We start from the raw sequence: 21,057 nt of genomic DNA, 5'->3' as shown, positions 1-21,057 counted from the left end.
TACAAAGTATCAAAACATCTCATTTTTTTATATACCATTAAAATGGTAAATCATCATCACTTTGTTCTACTGTATTAAAACTATTTCCTTCTGTTTCATTTACTTTACTATCTGCAAAGTACTGTTCTTCTACAATCACCTCTGTACTCCATTGCTTTTGACTATTTTCATTTTCCCACGAACGCACTTGTATTTTTCCTACAATTGCTATCTGTTTGCCTTTATTTAGATACTTTTGTGCAAACTCTGCTGATTTTCCAAAAGTAATACAATTTATAAAATCTACTTCTGATTGTCCTTTTTGCTGAAATCTTCTAGCAACTGCAAGGGTATACCTTGCAACTGCTACATTTTGCTGTGTATATTTTACTTCTGGTTTTTTTGTCAATCTTCCCATCAATATCACTTTATTCATTTTTTAGTCCTCTTTTCTCTATACAATCATTACAAAGTGCCTGACCAAATTTTTTACGTTTTAGAATAAATTCCTGTTCTGCCGTATATTCTTTATTTTTTGTTTTGAAACCTTCAAACTCTTTTCCGCATATTTCACAACAATATTTTTTATTTTGTTGCTTCTGACTTTCTTTTTCATATATATTTGTTGTATCACTGTCTTTGTTATCGTCTATACAGAATAAGCCATTCAAAGCATATTTTCTTGCATAAGAGCTACTTGCTCCTGTAATCTGGCTTAAATCCATACCTTTTTTATTTTCGTCTTCTCTTGCATAAGCACTATTTGCTATTTGTTCTCCTGTTTCAATGTCTATTATGCGTGCAGTTGCTTTTATGTAATATCTTTGCTCTATATTTGTGAGTTCATCTGATAACACAATAACTGCTTTTTGATTTGCTAAAAGCGGTTTTAATGCTTCTAATATATCCTCACAGCTTCGAAAAGCGTAATTGCCAAATTTATTATATTGCTCTTTTGGTGCTTTTAAATTTTGTTGTATCTCAAATAGCTTGCTGTAAATGCTCATAGTTATCACTCTTTTCCATTCGATTTTTCAACTCTTTTAAATATACTATACATTCTTCCATATACTCTTTTATTTCTTTATATGGGTCATTTAAGTGAATTTCAAGTCGTATATCTGGTTGTGCATACTCTCTCGTTTCTTCATAGGCATACCAGCCTGTTTTATGTATTTGTATTTTCAGTAGTGCGATATGTCCACTAAATTCAAAAAACACTGTTGGTTTCTCTCCTGTATATTTTCTTTGTCTTTGCTCTAATCCATTGATTTCAAAACACAGTTGCAATATCTCATTCACTTTTTGCATTTTTTCTAATTCCATATGTTTATCCTCCCTTATCGTATTCTCAAACTTGTCCCTTTTTCTTCCAGATGTGCAAAATGTAATTTTGCACCTTCTTCCAATGCCTTTCTAATGGCAGCTGTATCTGGTTTTGGTGGTTGTGGTATCAAATATTTTGTTGGTATATCATTCACATCTGCATCAATTTGTAATGGCTTCACACCACCATACTTTTGTATGGAAAAGCTATATAAAGCTGTTTTAAATTTCGTCTTTCCTGTCACTTCCATACACTGTTTTAAATGCTCTTTCATTGTTTTACATCTCTTTTCAAGCATTTTTTCTCTCTGGTAAAGCCTTTCTCTTTCACTCTTTGCAATAACAATTTGACCTTCTACATATTTCATTATTTTTGCATAATTGTCTGCTTTTTCTTCTATCAAACAATCTATACAATCCAATGTATTTAATATGGTTTCCATTTCTACCTCTTCATCAAATAACATTTCCTGTGCTTCTAAAAAATTTTCTGTTAATTCATATAAACTAGCCATTGCAAACACTCCTTCATTATGCTATAATACCCATAATTGTATTTTTCTTTGCCCCTTTTGGAATGCCAGTTCCTTAGGGGCTTTTTTCATCTCCATTCCATTCTATCTATCAGCCACCATATTATTACGGCTGCTAATATCGCTGCTATGTATTTCCCGCCTATTGCCTTGTAGCCCCTCTGTGTATAAGCTATATCACTCGCCCACAACAACATACTGCTTGCTACAGCAATACTTGCCAATATCTGTACTATTCTTTTCATAATTCTTCCTTATTTGTCACCTCCTCTACTTCATTTTGAAACTTGTTTAACAATTCTTTTAAATTTTCTTCTTTTATATTTGCTGCTACTAGAATATCTTTTGCGGTATATATTTCAACACCAGAACTTAATTCACTCAGTATTGCTTGCGTAATTAACTTTTTTCTTTTCTCACACATCATTTCCACCTTTTTTCAACCATTTGCTTCAGCCAATTCAATTTTACATTCTACTTTTACCAAATCATATACACTACATTGTAATGCTTGTGCAATTGCACAGCTTGTTTGAGGAGAGAGGGGCTTTTTGCCCCTCTCTATTTGACTTAACATAGAAGCTGTAATGCCTGCCCATTCAGCTAAATCTTGTTGCTTAATTCCCTCTTTTATTCTTCTCAATTTGATGTTATTGCCTATGCTCATTTTCTCCACCTTCTTACAATGATGGTAATAATTGCAATGTCAACTATGGCTGTTATTACATTTACTCCAATACTGAACATCTGCACTCCTGTCATATTTTTCCCTCCTTTATTAGTAATTGTTAACATTGACAATTAAGCAAGAAAAAGGTATTATTTTTATATAGGGGAGGAGTCGCCCTCCCCGTTTATATTAACTCAAGCTCATTATCACATTAATCAGTGTAATGATTGCTGCTGTGAGTTGAATTATTGCGGTGGCAAAAAGTATCATTTCAACTATGTACTTTTTGCCTTTTTTCTTTTTCTTGCTCATTGCCTTGACCTCCTTTCTGCTTAGTAATGAGTTTGTATTGTCCCTCCTTTTATGTTATAATATAAGTTAATTTCTTAACTTGATTATATTATATCTAAAGTTCTTTAGAAAGTCAATAGTTTTTTCTAAAGTTTTTTAGATTTTTTTTGGAGGTGACTATATTGCTCACATATCAATCAACAAAAGTTGCAGAAAAAATTAAAAGTATTTTAAAGGCTAATAAAATATCAGCAAGTAAAATGCTTATAGATTGTGGTATGAATAAAAACGCACTTTATACCATGCAATCATCAGGATACCTTCCACGTTTAGAAGCTGTTGCACAAATAGCCGATTATCTTGATGTTTCCGTTGATTACTTACTAGGTCGTACCGACAATCCTAATTCACACAAGTCTTAATTCTTTGGCTGTCTTCTGGCAGCCTTTTTTTCATAACAACCACTCCTGTTTGACTTTTTGTTTCTGTTTGATGTACAATGATATTAAGCTATTTTTTTAAATTACTTCTATCAACTTCTTGTTCCAGCAAGTAGTCGATGGTATTACTTTTTAAAATTGCGTGGTATAATGTAAGTTAATTTCTTAACTTGATTATATTATATACCCTTTTTAGGGTAAAGTCAATATATTTTTAACCTTTTTAGGTGAAATTGTTAAATTGCATAAAAGGAGTTGGATTTTTTATGTATAATTCACAAGAAATAGCTAATCGTGTAAAAACAATGGCAAAACAACAAAATAAAAGTGTTAATGAAGTCCTTGTTGCCTGTGAACTTGGTAAAAATACTATTTCTAAAATGGCAAATGGAACTGATGTCTATTCTAAAAATTTAGCTAAAATTGCTGACTACCTTAATTGTTCCGTTGATTATTTACTAGGTCGCACCGACAATCCTAATTCACACAAGTCTTAACTCTCTGGCTGTCTTCTGGCAGCCTTTTTTCATAATAACCACTCCTAAACAATCACCTTTAAATATCTTTTAAAAAGTCATCTGTCTTACAACCAAAAACATCTGCAATTTCTTTTGCAAGTTCCATACTTAATGACTTTGTTCCTCTCTCTATCTGAGAAATAAACGAAAAGGACACAGCAACTTTTTCTCCTAATTCTTTTTGTGTTATATTTCTTTCTAATCTCATTTTTTTAACATTTGTCCCTACACTCATTTTCTCAACTCCCTTACAAGTAAAACAATAATTGCACTGTCTACAATAATAACTCCAATGTTTGCTACAATACTGAATATTTGTAATACTGTCATATTTTCTCCCTTCTTTCTATCTATTGTTTATTGACAATGAGCAAGAAAAAGATTATTATTTTTATATGGGGGAGGCTGCTTTCCTCCCCCGTTTTGTTAATTCATCAGCTGTTGTATTATCAGCAATATAATCGCTGTTATCAGCTGAGTAAGTGTTGTAGCAAGAAGTATGACAATTTTTTCTATTTTCTTCTTGCTACTTTTTTTCTTTTTCTTACTCATTGCCTTAACCTCCTTTCTTTTGGTGTTTGTTAAGGTGGTGTTCCTTAACTATGGTTTAATTATATCACGGTATTCCGCAAAAGTCAACGGTATTCCGCAAAACAAAATAATAAAATATCAATAAATTTAGGAGTGATTTTTATGTATAATTCACAATTTACCGCTGACCAAATTAAAAAATTATTAATTGACAAAAATAAAACTGGCAAACAAATGGCTTCTGACTGTAATCTTGGTGTAAATGTTCTGTCAAATCTTCGTAGAGGTGATGTAAAAAGTATTGAAACTTTTTATAAAATCGCCGACTACCTTGACTGCTCTGTTGATTACTTACTAGGTCGCACAGATAATCCTAATTCACACAAGCTATAGTTCCTTGCAAATATTTTTATTTACAATGTAAATAATATTTGATACAATGTAATTAACAAAATATAAGTGAGGTGCAAATTATGGCTCAAACAAATGTCAATATTAGAATGGACGATATGTTAAAACAACAATTTGATACCCTTTGTAATGAACTTGGACTTACTATGTCTACCGCTATCAACATCTTTGCAAAAACAATGGTACGTCAACAAGGAATTCCTTTTGAAGTTTCTCTTGACCCCTTTTATTCTAAGAGTAATATGGCACATTTACGTCGTGGCATTGCAGCACTCGATGCTGGAAAAGGCATAGAGCATGATATAATTGAGGTAGACGAAGAATGAAAAAAATCTGGTTTGATGAAGCTTGGGACGATTATATCTATTGGCAAGCACAAGATAAAAAAACAATCAAACGTATCAATGCTTTACTAAAAGATATTGAACGCAATTATTTCAGTGGTATAGGAAAACCTGAACCATTAAAAGGTGAATTAAGTGGTTTCTGGAGCCGTAGAATAGATGATACAAATAGACTGCTCTATAGAATAAATAATGACACATTGGAAATTTTGTCTTGTCGTTCACATTATGATGATAAATAACCTGCGTTTCATTATTGTTACTTCTGGCTGTCATTTGCTTTGACAGCCTTTTTTATGCTATCTTTTCCAAATAAGCTATGTATCTAAATTGTTCTATTCTTTTCTTGCAACACTTATATATCTTCTTATAGTATATTTGTTGTTGTAGACCTTCCTGTATCACATGGTTTATGATATTTTCTATCAATATCAAATTGTTAAGCTGATTTGTAGTTGCTATATTTCTTTGATTGCTGTCTATCCCTACCGCCTTATTCGCTAAGTTACTAAATGTAATATAATATTTATCAGCGTTTTTACTGCCATTTTCTTTAGCATACGCAACCAATGCTTTTATTTCGTCTGTTTCTTTTAGTCTGTTTGCTTTTGCTTCTATTCTAGTGTTTTGCCATAGTGCAGTTTGTTTTTCTAATAATATCTGCTTCATCTGGTAAAACTACCTTACTAATTCTTTCTTAAAGTTTCTTATAATCTCTGTATTTTTAAGATAAGTCATTAACAACGTTGCTTGCTGTTCATTTAGCAAATAAATTTTTTGTTTTCTTCCTCTGGTTTCTGATTTATTTTCGCATTTTAAATGCGTAAATAAAAGTTTTCCAAAATCTTCAAAATCCTCTTTATATTTATTTAATAACTGTTGAATAGCATGATGTTCATTTCCTGTACCTTCTGCAATTACTAGACTTGTTGTAAACACATCATTATTTTTCAATAGTATTAACTTATTCATTTGCCTTCCTCCTTTTCTTGCTGTTTTTTCCTTTTTCGGTATTCTTTTCTCTTTCTTTTTACTTCTGGTCTTTTTCTATATTCTTTTTGGTATTCTCTTTGATAAATTTTTATTTCTTCTTTATGTTCTTGTTGATATTTTCTAGAAGCTGCATTTCTCTTTTCTTTGTGCTTCTGATGATATTCTCTATAATATGCCTTCTTTTTTTCACTTGGTGTTACATCTACAATACAATCTGTATATTTACATTCCAGACAGTTTTCGTCACATTTTTTCATATTTTTAAAGCTTTTCTTCCTTTCTAATTGTTCTACATTTATCTGAAAGCCTGTGTTTTATTACCATTTCTTGTACTGTATCCTTACACACAAGCCAATTCTCATTATTCAGATTTTTGCTTTTTAAAAATATTCTCTGTTTTTTCGTTGGTTTTTTGCCTTGCACAATCGCACCTCTCTCGTAATAATCTGACTATACATAAAACTTTCTTTTATATTTTCTTTTTTTCCTTGTATTTCTGCTATAAATACATAAGGACACAATTCGATTACTTTTCCTGTAAGCGTAATTTTTATAGCAGTTCCTTGTAATCTTTTTACACGCTTTATTTTTATATTTTTTCCTACCTGCAATCCCATTTTTATAGCTTGTTCTTTCAAATCACTTTCTATCATGCCATTCTTCCTTTTTATTTTTTAACACATTTTCTGTTAATTTTTTTCATCTTTAATATGTTTTTTTATCAAAAATTCCTCTTATACTCTATTTCATTTATTGCAGAACACTCCACAATAACATTCTTCTTTGCCTGTCCAACTCATAACAGCAACAATATCTTTTTCATTTGCACCAGACTGCAACAGCTTATTTGCAAATCTTTTACAATCCTTTTTCCAAACTGCATACCAATTACTGCCCTTTGCTTTTTCTCTTTCTTTTACCATATCCTCTAGCTTTTTCAAACCTTCTTTTTGTGTTTCAAATGGTATGTACATATTATTTCTCCTTCTTGCATTTCTTTTTGATAAAAACTATCAAACCAACTATTACACTAACTACTCCTAACACTATACAAGGAAATATTCCAACTACAATACCACCAATAATCAAAACTACATTTCTTATCACAGTAATAACACATCGCTATTAAAATCAGGCATATCGCTACAAATTCCCTTACTTCCATAACATTCCGCCTTTAAAATATAGCTTGTAATTTTCCATTCGGTTTTACTTTTGTCATTTTTCCTCCATTTCTGTAATACTCCTTTATTTCATCTAAATCTACTTGTATCTGTTTTCCTTTGGGATATTTTAAAACTTTACCCTCTTTTACCAAACTTCTGACTGACGATGTTGTAATTGATGTTTTAGGATCTTCTTCTTTCAATTCCTTTACAGCTTCTGGAATACTTCGTAATATTGGTATTTTATCATTTCTTATCACTTCCAGTTTTTTCAATTCCTTAAATGCCTTTTTTTCTACAGAACATTTTGGAATTTTACCTTCTTTAATTTTCAATGAAAAACCAGATATATCTTCTAATTCCTTGCCATCAATGCTAATTCTTACATCATTCTGGGATATGAAATCAATACTAATGTTTCGCATAACATTCCCCCTTTTTATTTCTCAAAGCCGTCCTACTTGCTTTCATTGTTTTTATTTGTAACTATTTTTTATTGTTTTACTTTTTAATCTTCAAAAAATTCCCACCAATTTACTTCTAAAAATTTACCTAATATTTTAGCTTTTTTCACTGATGGCTCTCTTGCACCACTACTATATTTTTGTAGTGTGTAATAATTAATTCCTGTTTGTTTGCTTAATTCTTGTACTGTTAAACCTTTGTGTTTCAATATATTATTTAGTTTCATATTTTTCACCTTCTAACTTGTAAAGATGTACCACATTGTTTGGACACAATATTGCTTTTTTCTCCCTTATCTCCTATACTTTACTTATCAGCAAACTGCCATTTGCTGAAATTTATAAGGAAAGGAGAGATGTCTTTCTAAAGATAAAAATATGATTTAGAAAGGTGGTATGATGCTATAAAACTTAACTTAGATTGTATTAGGGATATCCTTATTGCTGTAGAAGCAATAGAATATGGCAAAGATTTAACTGTACCTGAACTTCAAGAAAAAATTCCAAATTATTCTGAAGATGAACTTCAATATCATTGTATAAAATTAGTAGAGGGCAACTTTTTAGATGCTTCTACTATTGAATACTTAAGAAGTCCTAAAAGAATTTTTAGAATTAATGACCTAACATATGAAGGACACCAATTTTTAGCTAATATTCGTTCTGATACAACATGGAACAAAACAAAAGAAGTAGCCAAGAATATCGGAATTGATTCTCTCCAAGCAATTAAAGATATTGCGATTACTACAGTTACAACTTTAATTCAGAATAAACTTGGTTTGTGATAACATATATTGTTAGTGTCAGCTCTGCTGGTTTTTCGGCAGAGCTTTTTAATATGTATTCCTTTACATTTGAAATCTCTATACCATCCAAATAAATATGTTCGTTTTCGTCAATTACTAATTTTTGTAACTTCATGTTCTACCTCCAACTGTAAAATGTACTGCACCTCTTGGACATCATACTACACTTTTTTCATTTCCTTTTAATAACTCATCTGTTGTACAATCCAACGCTTTAGACATAAGATACAGTGTTTTTACTGAAACACTTTTTACTCCTGTTTCAATGTAACTTACCATAGTAGCAGAAACTGCTACCTTTTTAGCTAATTGCTTTTGGCTCATTCTTTTAGCAATTCGTCGTAATCTGATATTTTTTCCTACATCTTCCCAACTCAATATTTTTCCTCCTTCCTTTTTACAATTTCATCAACACTATTTGTTAGCTTTTTTTGTACTTCTTGTAAATTTTTACTTTCTATATTTGCCGCTAATAATATATCTTCTGCTGTATATATTTCTGTACCACAGCCTAGCTTGTCTACTATTGCTCGTAGTATAAGCTCATTTCTTGCTTTGGACATTGGTGTTTCTCTCCTTTTTGTGTTATAATTAAGTTAATTTTCTTAACTTGGTTATATTATAACTCGTATTTACGAGTAAGTCAATATATATTTTCGTATTTACGAGTTTTTGTTGTATCTATACAAAAAAGGAGTGCTATAAATGGTAAATTTAGATAATTTATTCTTACGTATCAAAGAGTTAAATCTAACAGCTAAGAAACTTTCAAATGATACAGGTATTTCAACAGGAAATATTAGTGACTGGAAAAGTGGGAGAAGTATGCCCACTGCTATGAAGCTTGATACTCTAGCAGACTACCTTAACTGTTCTGTTGACTATCTTCTAGGTCGTACCGACAACCCTGAAGTTAACAAATAATTCCCATCTCTTTTGGCTGTCAAATGACAGCCTTTTGTTTTATATTTTGTACTGTACCCTACTTATTGTTAGCAATATAAGTTGATTTCTATCTTCAGACATTGGTGTTTCTCTCCTTTTTGTGCTATAATTAAGTTAATTTTCTTAACTTGGTTATATTATATCAAGAAATTTCTTGAATGTAAATATAAAATCAAGATTTTTCTTGAAATTTACGTTTTGCACAAAAGGAGGTCACATTTTTATGTATAATGCACAAGAATTAGTTCAACATATTAAAAAACAAGCAAAAAAACAAAATATTCTTATTGGTGATATGTTATTAGCTTGTGACTTAAATATTAATACCCTTAGTCAAATCTCTGATAAAAAAGGATTATCATCATTTAGTCTTGCACGTATTGCCGACTACCTTGACTGTTCTGTTGACTACCTTCTAGGTCGTACTGACAACCCTGAAGTCAACAAATAACCTAATTTTACAGAAAGGATATATTCAAATGAGCCAAATTGAAAAATTACTGCTCTCTGTTTTAAGTGGTACACAAGACGCCAATATTAAATTCTCTGACCTTCAAAAGCTGCTTATTACATTGCATTTCAGAGAACGTATCAGAGGCGACCATTTTATATATACTAGAGTAGGGATTGCTGAAAAAATAAACATTCAGCCTATTGGAAATAAAGCAAAACCCTATCAAGTAAAACAAATACGTAACATCATTTTAAAATATCAATTAGGAGATGATATTAATGTATAATTACGAAGTTATTCTTTATTGGAGCAATCAAGATAACGCTTTCATCGCTGAAGTTCCAGAATTGCCTGGTTGTATGGCTGATGGCAAAACTCGCCTAGAAGCAATACAAAATGTAGAAGTTATTATCAGCGAATGGATTGAAATTGCCAAAGAAGATGGCGAAGAAATCCCTGTCCCAAAAGGTAAACTAGTTTATGCTTAATAACCTTTTTATTTTGGCTGTCTTTTGACAGCCTTTTGTTTTATATTTTATACTGTATCATCACAGCATCATATTGCACTTTTCTCTTTTATCAAGTCATCTAATGTACAGCCTAATACTTTAGCAATTTTACCGCCTACTCTCATGGTAGGGTCTTTAATATCATTTTCAATCTGAGAAATATAGGAACTTGTCACTCCTACTTTCTTTGCTAATTGCTTTTGTGTCATTTTTGCTTGTTTTCGTTTTGTTCTTACATTCTCAGCTAAACTCATATTTTCTCATCTCCCTTCACATATTGTTGTTTCATGTTACATTATGTGTTAAAATGTAGCTGTGCTACTCTTAACTTGGTTATAGTATATCAAGTTAAAACTTGATTGTCAATATATTTTCAAGCTAAAACTTTATTTTATATATATTGCATAAAAAAGGAGGTTAATTTTATTGTATATTACACAAGAAATAGCGGATAAAATAAAATCACAAGCTAAACTAAAAAAAATTACTATGAAAGAATTACTTTTTCATTGTGAACTAAATATTAATGCAATATCTGAATTTGCAAAAGGTAAACAATTATCCTGTCTTAGTCTTGCCCGCATTGCTGATTACCTCGATTGTTCTGTGGACTATTTACTTGGCAGAACTGATGATTGCACTAAAATAAAAAACTCTACTATATTAACTAAAAAAATAAAAGATACTAATATAGAAAGTGATATTATAGAAGATACTTTTGTAATGGGTACTAACATAGAAAACACTAACATAGGAAAAACCAATAAAAAGAATGATACCGAACAAACAATAAACGAAAATGAAGCCGAACTTCTTAAAGTTTATCGTTCCCTATCTTTTAGAGATAAGCACGAACTCATGTCTATAATATATAAAATGGAAGATAAGGCTACCAAGGCATGACAAAATTGACAGTGATTTATAACAGTGGCAGATTGCAACAGTAGTTGATTACAGCAAACAGCAGATTGTAATGACTTGCGAGCAATTGAAAACAATTGCAAGCAGATGAAATCAATTGTTTTTGTCATCTAATATGTACTTTCTAGCAAGACCAAAAATAACCAATAAAATAACTAACAAGCAATCAACGAACAACACAAGAAAATATTGTATCAGTTAAACCGACACAACTACCGACACAAACTGTGTTTCTTAAAGAAACGCAAACAGGGACGCAAAGTGATACACAAATAAAAAATACTTAATAACAACTATAGAAAAGGAGTAGAAACTTATGGAAACAAATAATAATCAAACATTTACAAAGTTTCCTAATGAATTATTAGAACATATTATGTGTTCTAAGCTAAATGCTTCAGAAATAAAGATATTGCTTTGTGTTGTCAGATATACTTATGGATTTCATAGAGAACAACACGAACTTTCTCAATCTTTTATTCAAAATGCTACTGACCTAAGTGAGAATTATTCAAAAAAAGTAATACAAAACTTAATTAAAAAAGATATTTTAATTGAAACAAAAAAATATACCGCAACCTCTCCTCGTTGCCTTGCTATTAACCCTAATTTTGATGTTGTATCTAAACCAAATAATAACCTAACTAAAACCAACGAAAACCAAAACAAAACCGAAAATAACCCAAGTGCGAAAAGTGAAAACCCAAGTGAAACCGAAAATAACCCAGATGATAATATGATTAATTTAATTAGAGGTGTTTTATATCATACCTCTAGTGGTGCTGAATTAGAACCCACCACAGGTATTGAATTAAATACCTGTAGTGGTACTTTAGAAAATACCCAAGAAAGAAACATTAAAAAAAAGATTTTAAAAAAAGAAGTTAAAGAAAATTCTAGGGTTGATACTTCTGTCAACAAGGGGGAGATTAAACCATTTAATATGAATATCCTAAAAAATCAAATTGTTCAACAATATTTTTTTGTTTCTACAGAAAATAATACATATTCTTTTACACTTGAAGAAGTTGTTGATATATTCGTATTCTACTATGAAGAATATAAAAAACATATGAACACAGACCATCCTATATTAAGTAACAAAAACATTAAGAAAATTATTGAAGAATTACCTTCATGTGATAATATTTCTAATAATGATTATATTGAGTTATTCCCTGATTTCTACCCTGATATGATTAAAAAGCATTTTGAAACTTCTTACCAAAATTGTGATTACAATATACTTCATTTTATAAGTGGTTCAATTAGAGCATTACGATATTATGAAACAATATACGAATAAAAAATAAATGTTGTAAAATTATATTAATCGTGTTAAAGTCAAAATAGAATACTAAATTATGAAAGGGAGTGGTATGAAAATGAATACTTTAATGAAACCCAAAGTTGACTATGCTTTTAAAGAAATTATGATGAATGAAAAAGCACGTGTTGGCTTTTTATCTGCTATATTAAATTTAAACCCATTAGACATAAAACAAACACAAATACTAAATACAAATCTCAGAAAAGTACATGAAAATGACAAACAAGGCATACTAGACGTTAGAGTGCTTATGAACAACAATACTGAAATTGATATTGAAATACAGCTTTCTCCTTTAACTGTATGGGCTGACCGCTCTTTATTCTATTTGTCTAAAATATATACAGAACAAATACAATCAGGACAAAATTATACTGTATTTAAAAAATGTGTGAGCATTAGTATATTAGATTTCAAATTATTTCAAGATACAGATGAATTTTATTCTTGTTTTCATATTTTAGAGGATACAAGACATACTTTATATACGGATAAAATGGAATTTCACGTGCTAGAACTACCCAAATTGCCAAAACAATTAAAAAAAGATGCAAGTGATGTATTGCTTTGGGCAAAATTTATTAGTGCTGAAACAAAGGAGGAGTTCGATATGTTAGCAAGTAAAAATGAATATATCAATAGTGCGTATGAACAATTACAAGTGATTAGTCAAGATAAACAAAAACAAATGGAGTATACTGCTAGACAAAAAGCAATACTGGATTATAATCAAGGTATGCTAGAAGCAGAACAAAGAGGCAGACAGGAAGGTCGACAAGAAACTTGTATATCAATGGTAATAGAAATGCTACAAGAGGGATTAAATATAAACACAATTTCTAAAATAAGCAAATTATCCATATCAGAAATTGAAGAATTAAAAAAGAACATTTAAAACAAAAATTGAAAAAAGCCCTTACTGCTGCTAACATAAAAGGGCTTTTTAAAAAGAATTAATATAATTGTAGTTCTTTATTTATTATATCAAAGCCGTCCTACACTTTCAAGTTTTTTTACAAAACACGAAAGGATTGATATAATATGGCAACAATTAGAAAAAGAGGAAACTCTTATCAAATTAGAATATATTGTGGTACTGACATTTATGGTAAAAAAATAATAAATTCTATGACATGGAAACCAGATAACAAAATGACACCTCGTCAAATAGAAAAAGAACTAAATAAAATTGCTATACAATTTGAAGAAAAAGTAAAAAATGGGATTGTTACAAAAATAGACAATAAAATAAAACTACATGAATTTTGTGATATTTATTTAGAAATGCAGAAAAAAGCACTTTCTCCTACTACTTTCAATTATTATAATAGTGTAATTGAAAACTATATTAAACCTGCATTAGGGCATATTAAGCTAACAGAAGTCACACCAATGCACCTACAAAAATTTATATATGCTCTTTCAGAAAAAAATATATCATCAACTTCTATCAAAACATATTATATTGTAGTACAGTCATTATTTGGTTTTGCTTGTAAAATGAATTATTTAGAATATAATCCATCTACTACAACAAAATTAAATTTTCCAAAAACTGCCCCATCTCATACAGATATTTTAGATGAAAAAAGTGTTAAAAAACTTTTAGAATGTTTAGAAAATGAGCCCATTATGTGGAAAACACTTATTCACTTAGCTTTGTGTACTGGTTGTAGAAGGGGAGAATTAGCTGCCTTACAATGGGACGATATTTCTTGGGAAAAACATCAAATTAATATTTGTAAAAGTTTATATTATGTAAAAGGAGAAAAGAATATCAAGTTGCCTAAAAGCAACACAAGCAATCGTATTATTGCAGTACCAGATTATATTATGAAAATGCTAAAACAATATAAAAAGGAACAATCAGAAATAAAATTATATTCTGAAAAAGAATGGAATAAACATAATATGATTTTTACGGATAAAAAAGGGGATTATATATTAGTAAATGCTATTTCAAAATGGTTCACTCATTTTTTAAAAAGAAACAATTTACCACATATTAAATTTCATGCCCTTCGTCACACTTCAGCAACTTTACTACTTATAAATGGTACAAATATTAAAACGGTTTCTAGCCGTTTGGGACATTCTAATTTGTCTATTACAAATAGGTATGTTCATGCTCTTGTAGATGCTGACATTGCAGCTGCTGAAACATTAGAGCAAAAGCTGAATTTTAAAAAAGTAGTACAAAAGTGGGACAAAAAGGCATAAAATAAATTAAAATAAAAAGTAAGAAGTGCTTAGAAGCATTGAAAATACAATGTTTTTTGTACTTCCTACTTTTTCTTATTCTTGCATGATTTTTTTATATAAGCAAAAAGCTCTAATGGTATCACATTAATTGCAATAATAACAGAAGATAGTAACAATTCTGCAATTCTTGTCATGTAATAATTTTTTTCATTTTTAATCATACCATTAATATTTTTTATAAATGTATTTTGTACAAGTGATTTTGTCGGTTCTTCTAAATTTTCTGTCAATGCTATACAGTAATTTAGTTCAGATTGTTTATTTTCCTCCAAATGTTTAAACATCATACAAATTCCTCCTTTATTTGACTTATTTTCATACTACCATGTTTTACAACAAAGTACAATACTTTAGCATCATCATACAGCATTTGTAACTCCTTTTTTATTTTTTCATATAATGTATGAATTACATTTTAAGGAGTTTTTATTATGTTATCTATTTCATTAACCCCTTTACATTATGTTTATTTAATTGGTGTCATTTGTATATTATTTGTAATGATATTACGAAAAGACACACCTATTGCTTGTATTGCATTTCTTTTTCTATTAGGCATTGTAGGCACAAACAGTTTCATAGGAGGTATACAAACGATATTTAAAGCAATACTATATGCTGGCAAAGAATTTATGGAAATTATAGCTACTATAGCACTTGTTACAGCATTTTCGAAATGTCTTATGGACTTAGGTAGTGATAAACTAATTATGATGCCTATGGCAAAAGTAATGAAAACACCTGCTATTACATGGTGGATATTAGGTATTACTATGTTAATTTGTTCTCTATTTTTGTGGCCTTCTCCTTCTGTAGCATTATTAGGTACAATTATGTTGCCTTTTGCTGTAAAAGCTGGTTTAAAACCACTTGCTGCTGCTATGGCAATCAATTTATTTGGTCATGGTATAGGTTTGAGTTATGATTTTGTCATACAAGGAGCACCTGCTATTTCTGCAAGTTCTGCAGGTATTACTACAGGAGAGCTATTATCCACTGGACGCCCTTTGTTTATTGTTATGGGTGTTACTACAGTTGTATTTGCATTTTTGCTCAATAGAAAGAGTTTGTCTTCTACAGATACTACAATAACTGCTCGCTCTATTTCTACTGTAACAGAAATTGAAAAACATCATCATTCCAAATCAGCTTTGATACTTGCTATCATTACACCTATTGCATTTATATTAGATGTTTTCCTTATGCTTTTATTTGATTTAAAAGGTGGAGATGCTACCAGTATTGTAGCAGGAACAGCTGTACTTCTTATGTGTTTTGGTGCTATTATAGCCTTTGGAAAACAATCTCTTGAAAAAGTAACAGACTATGTTACAGATGGATTTTTATTTGCTATTAAAATATTTGCTCCTGTTATTATTATTGGTGCATTTTTCTTTTTGGGAGGAGAAGGTATTCGTACGATATTAGGAGAACAATATCAGTCTGGCATACTCAATGACTGGGCAATTTGGTTAGCAAATAATACCCCTCTCAACAAATATATTACTGCTTTTATACAGCTTACAATAGGTGCTTTAACTGGTTTAGATGGTTCTGGATTTTCTGGTCTACCTTTGACAGGTTCTTTAGCTCAAACATTTGGTTCTGCTGTAAATGGTTCTGTGCCTATACTTGCAGCATTAGGACAAATAGGGGCTATTTTTGTAGGTGGTGGTACTATTGTGCCTTGGGGAATTATACCTGTTGCAGCAATATGTAATGTTGACCCTTTAGAACTTGCTCGTAAAAATATCATTCCTGTTTTGATAGGATTTTTATTTACATTTGTAACAGCTTGCTTTTTGCTTTAATATAAGAAAGGAGGATTTTTATGTGTGGTATTGCAGGATTTTTTAATCCACAACAACAATTTACAAAAAATGAACAAAAATACACAAAAATACTTTATAATATGAAAGAGGCTCTTTCTCACAGAGGGCCTGATGATAGTGGTATTTATATCAATGACTGTTTTGGTTTTGCTCATGCTCGTCTTTCTATTATAGACTTAACAACAGGACATCAGCCTATGGTAAAAAAAATGTATGGAGAAGAATATGCTATTGTATACAATGGCGAAATTTATAATACAAAAGAAATCAAAGAGGATTTAATACAAAAAGGCTATATTTTTGAAACTACAAGCGATACAGAAATGATATTATATGGCTATTTAGAATATGGTACAGACATTGTAAAAAAATTAAATGGTATATTTGCATTTGCTATAGCAGATACCAAAAATAAACAGCTTCATTTATTTCGTGATAGAGCAGGTGTAAAACCTCTTTTTTATACCAACAAAAACGGTACAATAATATTTGCCTCAGAACTTAAAGGACTTTTTCAATATACAGGTATTGAGCCAATTATAGATAAAAAAGGACTCAATGAAGTGTTTAGTATAGGCCCAGCTAAAACATACGGCTGTGGTGTTTATAAAGATATTGATGAACTGCTTTCAGGGCACTTTGTGACATTTGACACACAAGGAAAACACATTCATTGTTATTGGAAATTACAAAGTCGTCCTCATACAGACAGTTATGAAAAAACAGTTGAAAAGACTTCTTTTTTAGTACAAGACGCTATACGTAGACAAATGGTTTCTGATGTACCTATATGTACATTTTTATCTGGAGGAGTTGACAGCAGTATTGTTTCAGCTATTTGTGCATTGGAACTCAAAAAACAAGATAAACAATTACACACATTTTCATTTGATTTTGTGGACAACGACAAATATTTTAAAGCGAATGCTTTTCAGCCTTCTCAAGACCGTCCTTATGTAGAAAAAATGGTAGCATTTTTAGGCTCTCAACATCATTATTTGGAATGTGAAACAGCAAAACAGGCTGATTTGTTAACTGCTTCTGTAGATGCTCACGATTTGCCTTGTATGGCTGATGTAGACTCTTCTATGCTGTATTTTTGCTCTGTTGTAAAGCAAAGCCATAAAGTAGCATTAACTGGAGAATGTGCTGATGAAATATTCGGTGGTTATCCTTGGTTTCATAAAAAAGAATGTTTTGAAGCAGATACATTCCCTTGGACAATGGATTTAGAAGCAAGAAAAGTATTGCTTTCAAGCGACTTTTTAGCAGAATTAAATATGGACGAATATGTCAGCGAAACATATCATCGTTCTGTTGCAGAAACACCTAGACTAGATGAAGATACACCAGAAGAAGCTCGTAGACGTGAAATTTCTTATTTAAATTTAAAATGGTTTATGCAGACACTTCTTGACCGTATGGACAGAACAAGTATGTATTCTGGTTTGGAGGCAAGAGTTCCTTTTGCAGACCACAATATTATAGAATATCTTTGGAATATTCCTTGGCATATCAAAGCAAAAGATGGTGTTGTAAAACACATTTTAAGAGAAGCAGGCAGAGGATTTTTACCAGAAGAAATATTATTTCGTAGAAAATCCCCCTACCCTAAAACATATGATACAAAATACGAAGCACTGCTTTCTAACCGCTTAAAAGAAATTATAAATGACAGCAGTTCTCCTGTATTACAGTTTTTAGATAAAGACAAAGTCAATCGCTTTTTAAAAAGCCCTTCTGACTATGGTAAACCTTGGTATGGTCAGCTTATGGCTGCCCCTCAAATGATTGCCTATGTCATACAAATTAACTATTGGCTTAAAAAATATCATGTAAGTGTACAGCTATAATAAATAGTAAAAGGCGAAAGTATATTACTCTCGCCTTTTGTTTTTTCTTTTTCATTTAGTATGTAAATATCACTTCGGTTTCTGCTATCCACTTTACATTTTGCTCTGGAACATCTAATATTTCAAACATTGCCTTAATAGGAATATAGAGTCTGTTATTTTTTATTTCTGCTGCTGTTACCATTTCTATATTTTTGCCATTTAAATTCATAATATTACTATCTTTTGTTATAATAATATCATTTGGTGTTGTGTTATATGTTTTGATAATAGCTGTGTTTTGTTCACCATTCCACTTTATATCCCAAAGTGTATTTGGTACTGTCAATTTTTCCATATCTGCTACTGCTATCATAATTTCTCCATATTTTTCATAAGTGTTACATATTTTGTTTGTCAACAAATACTCCTTTTTTTGTCTATATGGTGGAAAACTCTTTGATGTTTCATACCATTCACTATCTTTCATAGTATCATAGACTTCTTTTGTATCTATGTAATAATTATGAATTTCTTGTTTGAAATTTGCATTTACTTTTATTTCATCTATATCTTCACCAAAAATAATCTCAAATCTATGAATACCTTCTTCTTTCAAATAACCATAATCTACAAAATGAGTATGAAATAATACATAAGTATCATATACTGAAATATAAACATCATTTTTTACAACATTCGCCGCATTATAAAGCCCTTTTTCTATACCATCTACTATTACTCTCTTTTGTTTATCAAAAAATTGTATTTTATTTTCTCCTATAGTAACCGTCATTGTTCCTTGTTGTTTATTATTTGTTACTTCAGCTTTTGTACCCATAACTTCCAATAACTCTTTTAAAGGAAACATAACAGCACATTGTTGTATATAAGGCTTATTTTGAAAGTAAATTTCTTTTGCTGGTAATTTTATTGAAATCTCTTTTCCTTCATCTTTTAAATCAACTGTAACAGATGTAATAAATGCTGTAGCTTTTGTTGAAACAGTAATACTACAACAATAAAACATTATTATAAATAAAATACTACATCTTATAAAAAGTTTTTTCATATGTTTTCCTTTCATAATTAAAATATTTCAATTATTTATCAAATAAAATATTATTCCACATGATTATAGTAATCATATTACTTCTATATGATTATGTCAAGTTAAACCGTTATTTTCGTGAAATTGTATTATTCTGTATTATTTTAGCATTACAATAACAATATTGTTATAAAATACTGCTTGTCTTTGTTTGTACAAGTCTTTTTTCATCAAAAAATAGAAAAAAGGACAACTTAGAAGTAGCACCCATTTTTATAAAATACATATGATATAAAAGAAACAATCAAAAACAATTTTTAAAGGAGGCTTTTATTATGGGAGCATTTGATTTTGAAAATAATAAGGTTGATTTAAGTGCAGAATGTAGAAATTGTTGCGGCAACAATACCAATGAAGAATGTATTATTGCACAAAAGATATTTGACCAATTAAGATTTCAAAAATGTCTTTCTCCTGCTATTATAGGTCCTGCAAGAGCAGCAAGAGGCATTTCAAATGGTACAGAAGCATTTTGTGAAGGAGATGTTATTGTTCCTCCATGTAATGCAGTCAGCGTATCTATCAAAAACACATCTTTATCTAAAATTGATATTATAAGCAAAAAGAAAAATCCTTTCCGTTCTAGTTGCTGGGACGTAGAAGTAAAATACACATTTTTATATACACTTGATTTCAGAAATTGCGAAAGTGTTTGCATAGGTACTATTGAAGGTACAAATTCTTACAATCAAAAAGTAACATTATTTGGTGGTGCAACTGGCTCATCAGAAACAGAAGTAACTGTTGCATCTGATTTGTATCAATGCTTTGATGAAACAGCAGCAGGACCATTTGTTAGTGTAGAAGGTACTGGTGTAGGCCTGTTAGCAGAATTAAAATATACCAATAGTTGTACTTGCAATTATCCATGCAACTGTGGCGATACAAATATGAATGACGCATCTTATGGTGCACCTATTGCAGTAAATGTTACATTAGGTTTATTCTCTATTATCAGAATGTTCCGTACCACAAACCTTTTGATACCAACATCTGGAAACTGTGTACCAGACGAAATTCGTTGTGTATCCAATCCAGACCCTTGTGATTTCTTTGATAAATTAGAATTCCCTATGGAAATTTTTGCACCAAAAACAGACGTAACACATTGTCGTGGATTAGGTAACTGTACCTCTGGTGGTAATATAAATGATTGTGGTTGCAATAACAATAACTGCAATAACAATAACTGCAATAACAATAACTGCAACAACAATAATTGTAACAATAACAACTGTGATGACAATTGCGGCTGCAACACTCCACCAAAAAATAACTGCTTTACTGCAAGAAGTAAAAACAACATGACAAAAAGATAATACTATTTTATTTGTATGTACTCTCTCCCTATTTTATCACTATAAAAAGCATTGTGTTTCCCTCCAT

Annotated in this window: 41 protein-coding genes; 17 read left to right on the top strand and 24 right to left on the bottom strand. The window is 30.4% G+C overall.

Features of this window, described 5'->3' with window-relative positions; genetic code table 11:
* Nucleotides 1–37: 37 nt before the first annotated feature.
* From C820_RS08995 to C820_RS14480, 8 genes are all read right to left on the bottom strand, one after another.
* Nucleotides 38–415: a single-stranded DNA-binding protein gene (locus C820_RS08995; protein ID WP_004034628.1), complete on the bottom strand. Its 378-nt coding sequence runs from the start codon at nucleotides 413–415 to the stop codon at nucleotides 38–40.
* Complete coding sequence (locus C820_RS08990) at nucleotides 408–986, bottom strand: ERF family protein (RefSeq protein ID WP_004034629.1); 579 nt, start codon at nucleotides 984–986, stop codon at nucleotides 408–410. The genes C820_RS08995 and C820_RS08990 overlap by 8 nt, the downstream gene beginning before the upstream one ends.
* Complete coding sequence (locus C820_RS08985) at nucleotides 961–1,305, bottom strand: hypothetical protein (RefSeq protein ID WP_004034630.1); 345 nt, start codon at nucleotides 1,303–1,305, stop codon at nucleotides 961–963. The genes C820_RS08990 and C820_RS08985 overlap by 26 nt, the downstream gene beginning before the upstream one ends.
* A 14-nt stretch (nucleotides 1,306–1,319) precedes the next feature.
* A complete protein-coding gene (locus C820_RS08980; protein WP_004034631.1) occupies nucleotides 1,320–1,820 on the bottom strand; it encodes a siphovirus Gp157 family protein in 501 nt (166 codons plus the stop codon).
* Between the two features lie 86 nt (nucleotides 1,821–1,906).
* Nucleotides 1,907–2,083, bottom strand: coding sequence for a hypothetical protein (locus C820_RS08975; protein WP_004034632.1), 177 nt, complete (start codon nucleotides 2,081–2,083; stop codon nucleotides 1,907–1,909).
* Nucleotides 2,080–2,265, bottom strand: coding sequence for a hypothetical protein (locus C820_RS08970; RefSeq protein ID WP_156801391.1), 186 nt, complete (start codon nucleotides 2,263–2,265; stop codon nucleotides 2,080–2,082). Before C820_RS08970 ends, C820_RS08975 begins: the two co-directional genes overlap by 4 nt.
* A 12-nt stretch (nucleotides 2,266–2,277) precedes the next feature.
* A complete protein-coding gene (locus C820_RS08965) occupies nucleotides 2,278–2,505 on the bottom strand; it encodes a helix-turn-helix domain-containing protein (RefSeq protein ID WP_004034634.1) in 228 nt (75 codons plus the stop codon).
* Between the two features lie 192 nt (nucleotides 2,506–2,697).
* Nucleotides 2,698–2,820, bottom strand: a complete 123-nt coding sequence (locus C820_RS14480) for a hypothetical protein (protein WP_279282463.1) — start codon at nucleotides 2,818–2,820, stop codon at nucleotides 2,698–2,700.
* Nucleotides 2,821–2,981: 161 nt separating this feature from the next.
* Here C820_RS14480 and C820_RS08960 point away from each other — a divergent pair, with 161 nt between their 5' ends.
* Complete coding sequence (locus C820_RS08960) at nucleotides 2,982–3,221, top strand: helix-turn-helix domain-containing protein (RefSeq protein ID WP_004034637.1); 240 nt, start codon at nucleotides 2,982–2,984, stop codon at nucleotides 3,219–3,221.
* Nucleotides 3,222–3,505: 284 nt separating this feature from the next.
* Nucleotides 3,506–3,736 carry a helix-turn-helix domain-containing protein gene (locus C820_RS08955; protein WP_004034638.1) on the top strand — a complete coding sequence of 77 codons (231 nt, stop codon included), beginning with the start codon at nucleotides 3,506–3,508 and terminating at the stop codon, nucleotides 3,734–3,736.
* A 58-nt stretch (nucleotides 3,737–3,794) separates the two neighbouring features.
* Here C820_RS08955 and C820_RS08950 read toward each other — a convergent pair whose 3' ends face one another.
* Nucleotides 3,795–3,992 (bottom strand): helix-turn-helix domain-containing protein, encoded by a 198-nt coding sequence (locus C820_RS08950; protein ID WP_004034639.1) that lies wholly within the window; start codon nucleotides 3,990–3,992, stop codon nucleotides 3,795–3,797.
* A gap of 191 nt (nucleotides 3,993–4,183) precedes the next feature.
* The gene (locus C820_RS14475) at nucleotides 4,184–4,309 is read right to left on the bottom strand and encodes a hypothetical protein (protein ID WP_279282464.1); all 126 of its coding nucleotides are present in this window, start codon (nucleotides 4,307–4,309) and stop codon (nucleotides 4,184–4,186) included.
* Between the two features lie 141 nt (nucleotides 4,310–4,450).
* Here C820_RS14475 and C820_RS08945 point away from each other — a divergent pair, with 141 nt between their 5' ends.
* From C820_RS08945 to C820_RS08935, 3 genes are all read left to right on the top strand, one after another.
* A complete protein-coding gene (locus C820_RS08945) occupies nucleotides 4,451–4,681 on the top strand; it encodes a helix-turn-helix domain-containing protein (RefSeq protein ID WP_004034642.1) in 231 nt (76 codons plus the stop codon).
* A gap of 80 nt (nucleotides 4,682–4,761) precedes the next feature.
* A complete protein-coding gene (locus C820_RS08940; RefSeq protein WP_004034644.1) occupies nucleotides 4,762–5,025 on the top strand; it encodes a type II toxin-antitoxin system RelB/DinJ family antitoxin in 264 nt (87 codons plus the stop codon).
* Nucleotides 5,022–5,285 (top strand): Txe/YoeB family addiction module toxin, encoded by a 264-nt coding sequence (locus tag C820_RS08935; protein WP_004034646.1) that lies wholly within the window; start codon nucleotides 5,022–5,024, stop codon nucleotides 5,283–5,285. Before C820_RS08940 ends, C820_RS08935 begins: the two co-directional genes overlap by 4 nt.
* Before the next feature lie 52 nt (nucleotides 5,286–5,337).
* Here the strand turns inward: C820_RS08935 and C820_RS08930 are convergent, their stop codons facing one another.
* The 8 genes from C820_RS08930 to C820_RS08900 form a co-directional block, all read right to left on the bottom strand.
* The gene (locus tag C820_RS08930; protein WP_004034647.1) at nucleotides 5,338–5,712 is read right to left on the bottom strand and encodes a hypothetical protein; all 375 of its coding nucleotides are present in this window, start codon (nucleotides 5,710–5,712) and stop codon (nucleotides 5,338–5,340) included.
* Between the two features lie 9 nt (nucleotides 5,713–5,721).
* Nucleotides 5,722–6,015, bottom strand: coding sequence for a Rha family transcriptional regulator (locus C820_RS08925; protein WP_004034648.1), 294 nt, complete (start codon nucleotides 6,013–6,015; stop codon nucleotides 5,722–5,724).
* The gene (locus C820_RS08920) at nucleotides 6,012–6,293 is read right to left on the bottom strand and encodes a hypothetical protein (RefSeq protein WP_004034649.1); all 282 of its coding nucleotides are present in this window, start codon (nucleotides 6,291–6,293) and stop codon (nucleotides 6,012–6,014) included. The genes C820_RS08925 and C820_RS08920 overlap by 4 nt, the downstream gene beginning before the upstream one ends.
* A 4-nt stretch (nucleotides 6,294–6,297) precedes the next feature.
* On the bottom strand, nucleotides 6,298–6,459 hold the full coding sequence (locus C820_RS14660) for a DUF6906 family protein (protein ID WP_502799853.1): 162 nt from the start codon (nucleotides 6,457–6,459) through the stop codon (nucleotides 6,298–6,300).
* On the bottom strand, nucleotides 6,417–6,689 hold the full coding sequence (locus tag C820_RS08915) for a Veg family protein (RefSeq protein WP_004034650.1): 273 nt from the start codon (nucleotides 6,687–6,689) through the stop codon (nucleotides 6,417–6,419). Before C820_RS08915 ends, C820_RS14660 begins: the two co-directional genes overlap by 43 nt.
* 93 nt (nucleotides 6,690–6,782) lie before the next feature.
* Nucleotides 6,783–7,010, bottom strand: a complete 228-nt coding sequence (locus tag C820_RS08910; RefSeq protein WP_004034651.1) for a hypothetical protein — start codon at nucleotides 7,008–7,010, stop codon at nucleotides 6,783–6,785.
* Between the two features lie 203 nt (nucleotides 7,011–7,213).
* A complete protein-coding gene (locus C820_RS08905) occupies nucleotides 7,214–7,627 on the bottom strand; it encodes a hypothetical protein (protein ID WP_004034652.1) in 414 nt (137 codons plus the stop codon).
* A gap of 83 nt (nucleotides 7,628–7,710) precedes the next feature.
* Nucleotides 7,711–7,893 carry a helix-turn-helix domain-containing protein gene (locus C820_RS08900; RefSeq protein WP_004034653.1) on the bottom strand — a complete coding sequence of 61 codons (183 nt, stop codon included), beginning with the start codon at nucleotides 7,891–7,893 and terminating at the stop codon, nucleotides 7,711–7,713.
* 177 nt (nucleotides 7,894–8,070) lie between these two features.
* Between C820_RS08900 and C820_RS08895 the strand changes: the two genes are divergently transcribed.
* On the top strand, nucleotides 8,071–8,454 hold the full coding sequence (locus C820_RS08895) for a DUF2513 domain-containing protein (RefSeq protein ID WP_083863683.1): 384 nt from the start codon (nucleotides 8,071–8,073) through the stop codon (nucleotides 8,452–8,454).
* On the opposite strand, the gene C820_RS08890 is transcribed toward C820_RS08895, so the two are convergent.
* From C820_RS08890 to C820_RS08880, 3 genes are read right to left on the bottom strand one after another with little or no spacing between them, the layout of a single operon-like run.
* Nucleotides 8,420–8,590, bottom strand: a complete 171-nt coding sequence (locus C820_RS08890) for a hypothetical protein (protein WP_004034654.1) — start codon at nucleotides 8,588–8,590, stop codon at nucleotides 8,420–8,422. The two genes, C820_RS08895 and C820_RS08890, sit on opposite strands and share 35 nt — an antisense overlap.
* 41 nt (nucleotides 8,591–8,631) lie before the next feature.
* Nucleotides 8,632–8,853: a helix-turn-helix domain-containing protein gene (locus C820_RS08885; protein ID WP_004034655.1), complete on the bottom strand. Its 222-nt coding sequence runs from the start codon at nucleotides 8,851–8,853 to the stop codon at nucleotides 8,632–8,634.
* Nucleotides 8,850–9,038: a hypothetical protein gene (locus tag C820_RS08880; protein ID WP_004034656.1), complete on the bottom strand. Its 189-nt coding sequence runs from the start codon at nucleotides 9,036–9,038 to the stop codon at nucleotides 8,850–8,852. Before C820_RS08880 ends, C820_RS08885 begins: the two co-directional genes overlap by 4 nt.
* 142 nt (nucleotides 9,039–9,180) lie before the next feature.
* Between C820_RS08880 and C820_RS08875 the strand changes: the two genes are divergently transcribed.
* The 4 genes from C820_RS08875 (at nucleotide 9,181) to C820_RS08860 (ending at nucleotide 10,362) form a co-directional block, all read left to right on the top strand.
* Nucleotides 9,181–9,399, top strand: coding sequence for a helix-turn-helix domain-containing protein (locus C820_RS08875; protein ID WP_004034657.1), 219 nt, complete (start codon nucleotides 9,181–9,183; stop codon nucleotides 9,397–9,399).
* A 244-nt stretch (nucleotides 9,400–9,643) separates the two neighbouring features.
* Nucleotides 9,644–9,871, top strand: a complete 228-nt coding sequence (locus tag C820_RS08870) for a helix-turn-helix domain-containing protein (RefSeq protein ID WP_004034658.1) — start codon at nucleotides 9,644–9,646, stop codon at nucleotides 9,869–9,871.
* A 28-nt stretch (nucleotides 9,872–9,899) separates the two neighbouring features.
* Entirely contained in the window at nucleotides 9,900–10,160 is a 261-nt protein-coding gene (locus C820_RS08865; protein ID WP_004034659.1) for a hypothetical protein, read from the top strand.
* Nucleotides 10,153–10,362 carry a type II toxin-antitoxin system HicB family antitoxin gene (locus tag C820_RS08860; protein WP_004034660.1) on the top strand — a complete coding sequence of 70 codons (210 nt, stop codon included), beginning with the start codon at nucleotides 10,153–10,155 and terminating at the stop codon, nucleotides 10,360–10,362. Before C820_RS08865 ends, C820_RS08860 begins: the two co-directional genes overlap by 8 nt.
* A gap of 68 nt (nucleotides 10,363–10,430) precedes the next feature.
* On the opposite strand, the gene C820_RS08855 is transcribed toward C820_RS08860, so the two are convergent.
* Entirely contained in the window at nucleotides 10,431–10,637 is a 207-nt protein-coding gene (locus C820_RS08855; protein ID WP_004034661.1) for a helix-turn-helix domain-containing protein, read from the bottom strand.
* Nucleotides 10,638–10,809: 172 nt separating this feature from the next.
* Here C820_RS08855 and C820_RS08850 point away from each other — a divergent pair, with 172 nt between their 5' ends.
* The 4 genes from C820_RS08850 (at nucleotide 10,810) to C820_RS08835 (ending at nucleotide 14,854) form a co-directional block, all read left to right on the top strand.
* Nucleotides 10,810–11,286, top strand: coding sequence for a helix-turn-helix domain-containing protein (locus tag C820_RS08850; protein ID WP_004034662.1), 477 nt, complete (start codon nucleotides 10,810–10,812; stop codon nucleotides 11,284–11,286).
* A gap of 334 nt (nucleotides 11,287–11,620) precedes the next feature.
* Entirely contained in the window at nucleotides 11,621–12,610 is a 990-nt protein-coding gene (locus C820_RS08845) for a replication protein (RefSeq protein ID WP_004034663.1), read from the top strand.
* A gap of 79 nt (nucleotides 12,611–12,689) precedes the next feature.
* On the top strand, nucleotides 12,690–13,529 hold the full coding sequence (locus C820_RS08840; RefSeq protein WP_004034664.1) for an Rpn family recombination-promoting nuclease/putative transposase: 840 nt from the start codon (nucleotides 12,690–12,692) through the stop codon (nucleotides 13,527–13,529).
* Between the two features lie 146 nt (nucleotides 13,530–13,675).
* Nucleotides 13,676–14,854, top strand: a complete 1,179-nt coding sequence (locus C820_RS08835; RefSeq protein WP_004034665.1) for a tyrosine-type recombinase/integrase — start codon at nucleotides 13,676–13,678, stop codon at nucleotides 14,852–14,854.
* 65 nt (nucleotides 14,855–14,919) lie between these two features.
* On the opposite strand, the gene C820_RS08830 is transcribed toward C820_RS08835, so the two are convergent.
* On the bottom strand, nucleotides 14,920–15,183 hold the full coding sequence (locus C820_RS08830; RefSeq protein ID WP_004034666.1) for a hypothetical protein: 264 nt from the start codon (nucleotides 15,181–15,183) through the stop codon (nucleotides 14,920–14,922).
* Nucleotides 15,184–15,327: 144 nt separating this feature from the next.
* On the opposite strand from C820_RS08830, the gene C820_RS08825 reads away from it, so the two are divergent.
* Both C820_RS08825 and asnB read left to right on the top strand, forming a co-directional pair.
* Nucleotides 15,328–16,707 (top strand): hypothetical protein, encoded by a 1,380-nt coding sequence (locus tag C820_RS08825; RefSeq protein WP_004034667.1) that lies wholly within the window; start codon nucleotides 15,328–15,330, stop codon nucleotides 16,705–16,707.
* Nucleotides 16,708–16,727: 20 nt separating this feature from the next.
* Nucleotides 16,728–18,581, top strand: coding sequence for an asparagine synthase (glutamine-hydrolyzing) (gene asnB / locus C820_RS08820; protein WP_004034668.1), 1,854 nt, complete (start codon nucleotides 16,728–16,730; stop codon nucleotides 18,579–18,581).
* A 55-nt stretch (nucleotides 18,582–18,636) separates the two neighbouring features.
* Here asnB and C820_RS08815 read toward each other — a convergent pair whose 3' ends face one another.
* Nucleotides 18,637–19,632 carry a stalk domain-containing protein gene (locus tag C820_RS08815; protein WP_004034669.1) on the bottom strand — a complete coding sequence of 332 codons (996 nt, stop codon included), beginning with the start codon at nucleotides 19,630–19,632 and terminating at the stop codon, nucleotides 18,637–18,639.
* 314 nt (nucleotides 19,633–19,946) lie between these two features.
* Between C820_RS08815 and C820_RS08810 the strand changes: the two genes are divergently transcribed.
* Nucleotides 19,947–20,990, top strand: a complete 1,044-nt coding sequence (locus tag C820_RS08810) for a hypothetical protein (protein ID WP_004034670.1) — start codon at nucleotides 19,947–19,949, stop codon at nucleotides 20,988–20,990.
* The last annotated feature ends 67 nt before the right edge of the window (nucleotides 20,991–21,057 follow it).

The sequence above is a fragment of the Clostridium sp. MD294 genome, assembly GCF_000364165.2.
Taxonomy (GTDB): domain Bacteria; phylum Bacillota; class Clostridia; order Lachnospirales; family Anaerotignaceae; genus Coprocola.
This window is presented reverse-complemented; position numbering and strand designations above follow the sequence as displayed.

Bases quoted from the DNA above. Each gene is read 5' to 3' on its own strand.
- C820_RS08995 (WP_004034628.1), bottom strand. From the start codon at position 415: ATGAATAAAGTGATATTGATGGGAAGATTGACAAAAAAACCAGAAGTA.
- C820_RS08990 (WP_004034629.1), bottom strand. From the start codon at position 986: ATGAGCATTTACAGCAAGCTATTTGAGATACAACAAAATTTAAAAGCA.
- C820_RS08985 (WP_004034630.1), bottom strand. From the start codon at position 1,305: ATGGAATTAGAAAAAATGCAAAAAGTGAATGAGATATTGCAACTGTGT.
- C820_RS08980 (WP_004034631.1), bottom strand. From the start codon at position 1,820: ATGGCTAGTTTATATGAATTAACAGAAAATTTTTTAGAAGCACAGGAA.
- C820_RS08975 (WP_004034632.1), bottom strand. From the start codon at position 2,083: ATGAAAAGAATAGTACAGATATTGGCAAGTATTGCTGTAGCAAGCAGT.
- C820_RS08970 (WP_156801391.1), bottom strand. From the start codon at position 2,265: ATGATGTGTGAGAAAAGAAAAAAGTTAATTACGCAAGCAATACTGAGT.
- C820_RS08965 (WP_004034634.1), bottom strand. From the start codon at position 2,505: ATGAGCATAGGCAATAACATCAAATTGAGAAGAATAAAAGAGGGAATT.
- C820_RS14480 (WP_279282463.1), bottom strand. From the start codon at position 2,820: ATGAGCAAGAAAAAGAAAAAAGGCAAAAAGTACATAGTTGAAATGATA.
- C820_RS08955 (WP_004034638.1), top strand. From the start codon at position 3,506: ATGTATAATTCACAAGAAATAGCTAATCGTGTAAAAACAATGGCAAAA.
- C820_RS08950 (WP_004034639.1), bottom strand. From the start codon at position 3,992: ATGAGTGTAGGGACAAATGTTAAAAAAATGAGATTAGAAAGAAATATA.
- C820_RS14475 (WP_279282464.1), bottom strand. From the start codon at position 4,309: ATGAGTAAGAAAAAGAAAAAAAGTAGCAAGAAGAAAATAGAAAAAATT.
- C820_RS08945 (WP_004034642.1), top strand. From the start codon at position 4,451: ATGTATAATTCACAATTTACCGCTGACCAAATTAAAAAATTATTAATT.
- C820_RS08940 (WP_004034644.1), top strand. From the start codon at position 4,762: ATGGCTCAAACAAATGTCAATATTAGAATGGACGATATGTTAAAACAA.
- C820_RS08935 (WP_004034646.1), top strand. From the start codon at position 5,022: ATGAAAAAAATCTGGTTTGATGAAGCTTGGGACGATTATATCTATTGG.
- C820_RS08930 (WP_004034647.1), bottom strand. From the start codon at position 5,712: ATGAAGCAGATATTATTAGAAAAACAAACTGCACTATGGCAAAACACT.
- C820_RS08925 (WP_004034648.1), bottom strand. From the start codon at position 6,015: ATGAATAAGTTAATACTATTGAAAAATAATGATGTGTTTACAACAAGT.
- C820_RS08920 (WP_004034649.1), bottom strand. From the start codon at position 6,293: ATGAAAAAATGTGACGAAAACTGTCTGGAATGTAAATATACAGATTGT.
- C820_RS08915 (WP_004034650.1), bottom strand. From the start codon at position 6,689: ATGATAGAAAGTGATTTGAAAGAACAAGCTATAAAAATGGGATTGCAG.
- C820_RS08910 (WP_004034651.1), bottom strand. From the start codon at position 7,010: ATGTACATACCATTTGAAACACAAAAAGAAGGTTTGAAAAAGCTAGAG.
- C820_RS08905 (WP_004034652.1), bottom strand. From the start codon at position 7,627: ATGCGAAACATTAGTATTGATTTCATATCCCAGAATGATGTAAGAATT.
- C820_RS08900 (WP_004034653.1), bottom strand. From the start codon at position 7,893: ATGAAACTAAATAATATATTGAAACACAAAGGTTTAACAGTACAAGAA.
- C820_RS08890 (WP_004034654.1), bottom strand. From the start codon at position 8,590: ATGAAGTTACAAAAATTAGTAATTGACGAAAACGAACATATTTATTTG.
- C820_RS08880 (WP_004034656.1), bottom strand. From the start codon at position 9,038: ATGTCCAAAGCAAGAAATGAGCTTATACTACGAGCAATAGTAGACAAG.
- C820_RS08875 (WP_004034657.1), top strand. From the start codon at position 9,181: ATGGTAAATTTAGATAATTTATTCTTACGTATCAAAGAGTTAAATCTA.
- C820_RS08870 (WP_004034658.1), top strand. From the start codon at position 9,644: ATGTATAATGCACAAGAATTAGTTCAACATATTAAAAAACAAGCAAAA.
- C820_RS08865 (WP_004034659.1), top strand. From the start codon at position 9,900: ATGAGCCAAATTGAAAAATTACTGCTCTCTGTTTTAAGTGGTACACAA.
- C820_RS08860 (WP_004034660.1), top strand. From the start codon at position 10,153: ATGTATAATTACGAAGTTATTCTTTATTGGAGCAATCAAGATAACGCT.
- C820_RS08855 (WP_004034661.1), bottom strand. From the start codon at position 10,637: ATGAGTTTAGCTGAGAATGTAAGAACAAAACGAAAACAAGCAAAAATG.
- C820_RS08845 (WP_004034663.1), top strand. From the start codon at position 11,621: ATGGAAACAAATAATAATCAAACATTTACAAAGTTTCCTAATGAATTA.
- C820_RS08840 (WP_004034664.1), top strand. From the start codon at position 12,690: ATGAATACTTTAATGAAACCCAAAGTTGACTATGCTTTTAAAGAAATT.
- C820_RS08835 (WP_004034665.1), top strand. From the start codon at position 13,676: ATGGCAACAATTAGAAAAAGAGGAAACTCTTATCAAATTAGAATATAT.
- C820_RS08830 (WP_004034666.1), bottom strand. From the start codon at position 15,183: ATGATGTTTAAACATTTGGAGGAAAATAAACAATCTGAACTAAATTAC.
- C820_RS08825 (WP_004034667.1), top strand. From the start codon at position 15,328: ATGTTATCTATTTCATTAACCCCTTTACATTATGTTTATTTAATTGGT.
- asnB (WP_004034668.1), top strand. From the start codon at position 16,728: ATGTGTGGTATTGCAGGATTTTTTAATCCACAACAACAATTTACAAAA.
- C820_RS08815 (WP_004034669.1), bottom strand. From the start codon at position 19,632: ATGAAAAAACTTTTTATAAGATGTAGTATTTTATTTATAATAATGTTT.
- C820_RS08810 (WP_004034670.1), top strand. From the start codon at position 19,947: ATGGGAGCATTTGATTTTGAAAATAATAAGGTTGATTTAAGTGCAGAA.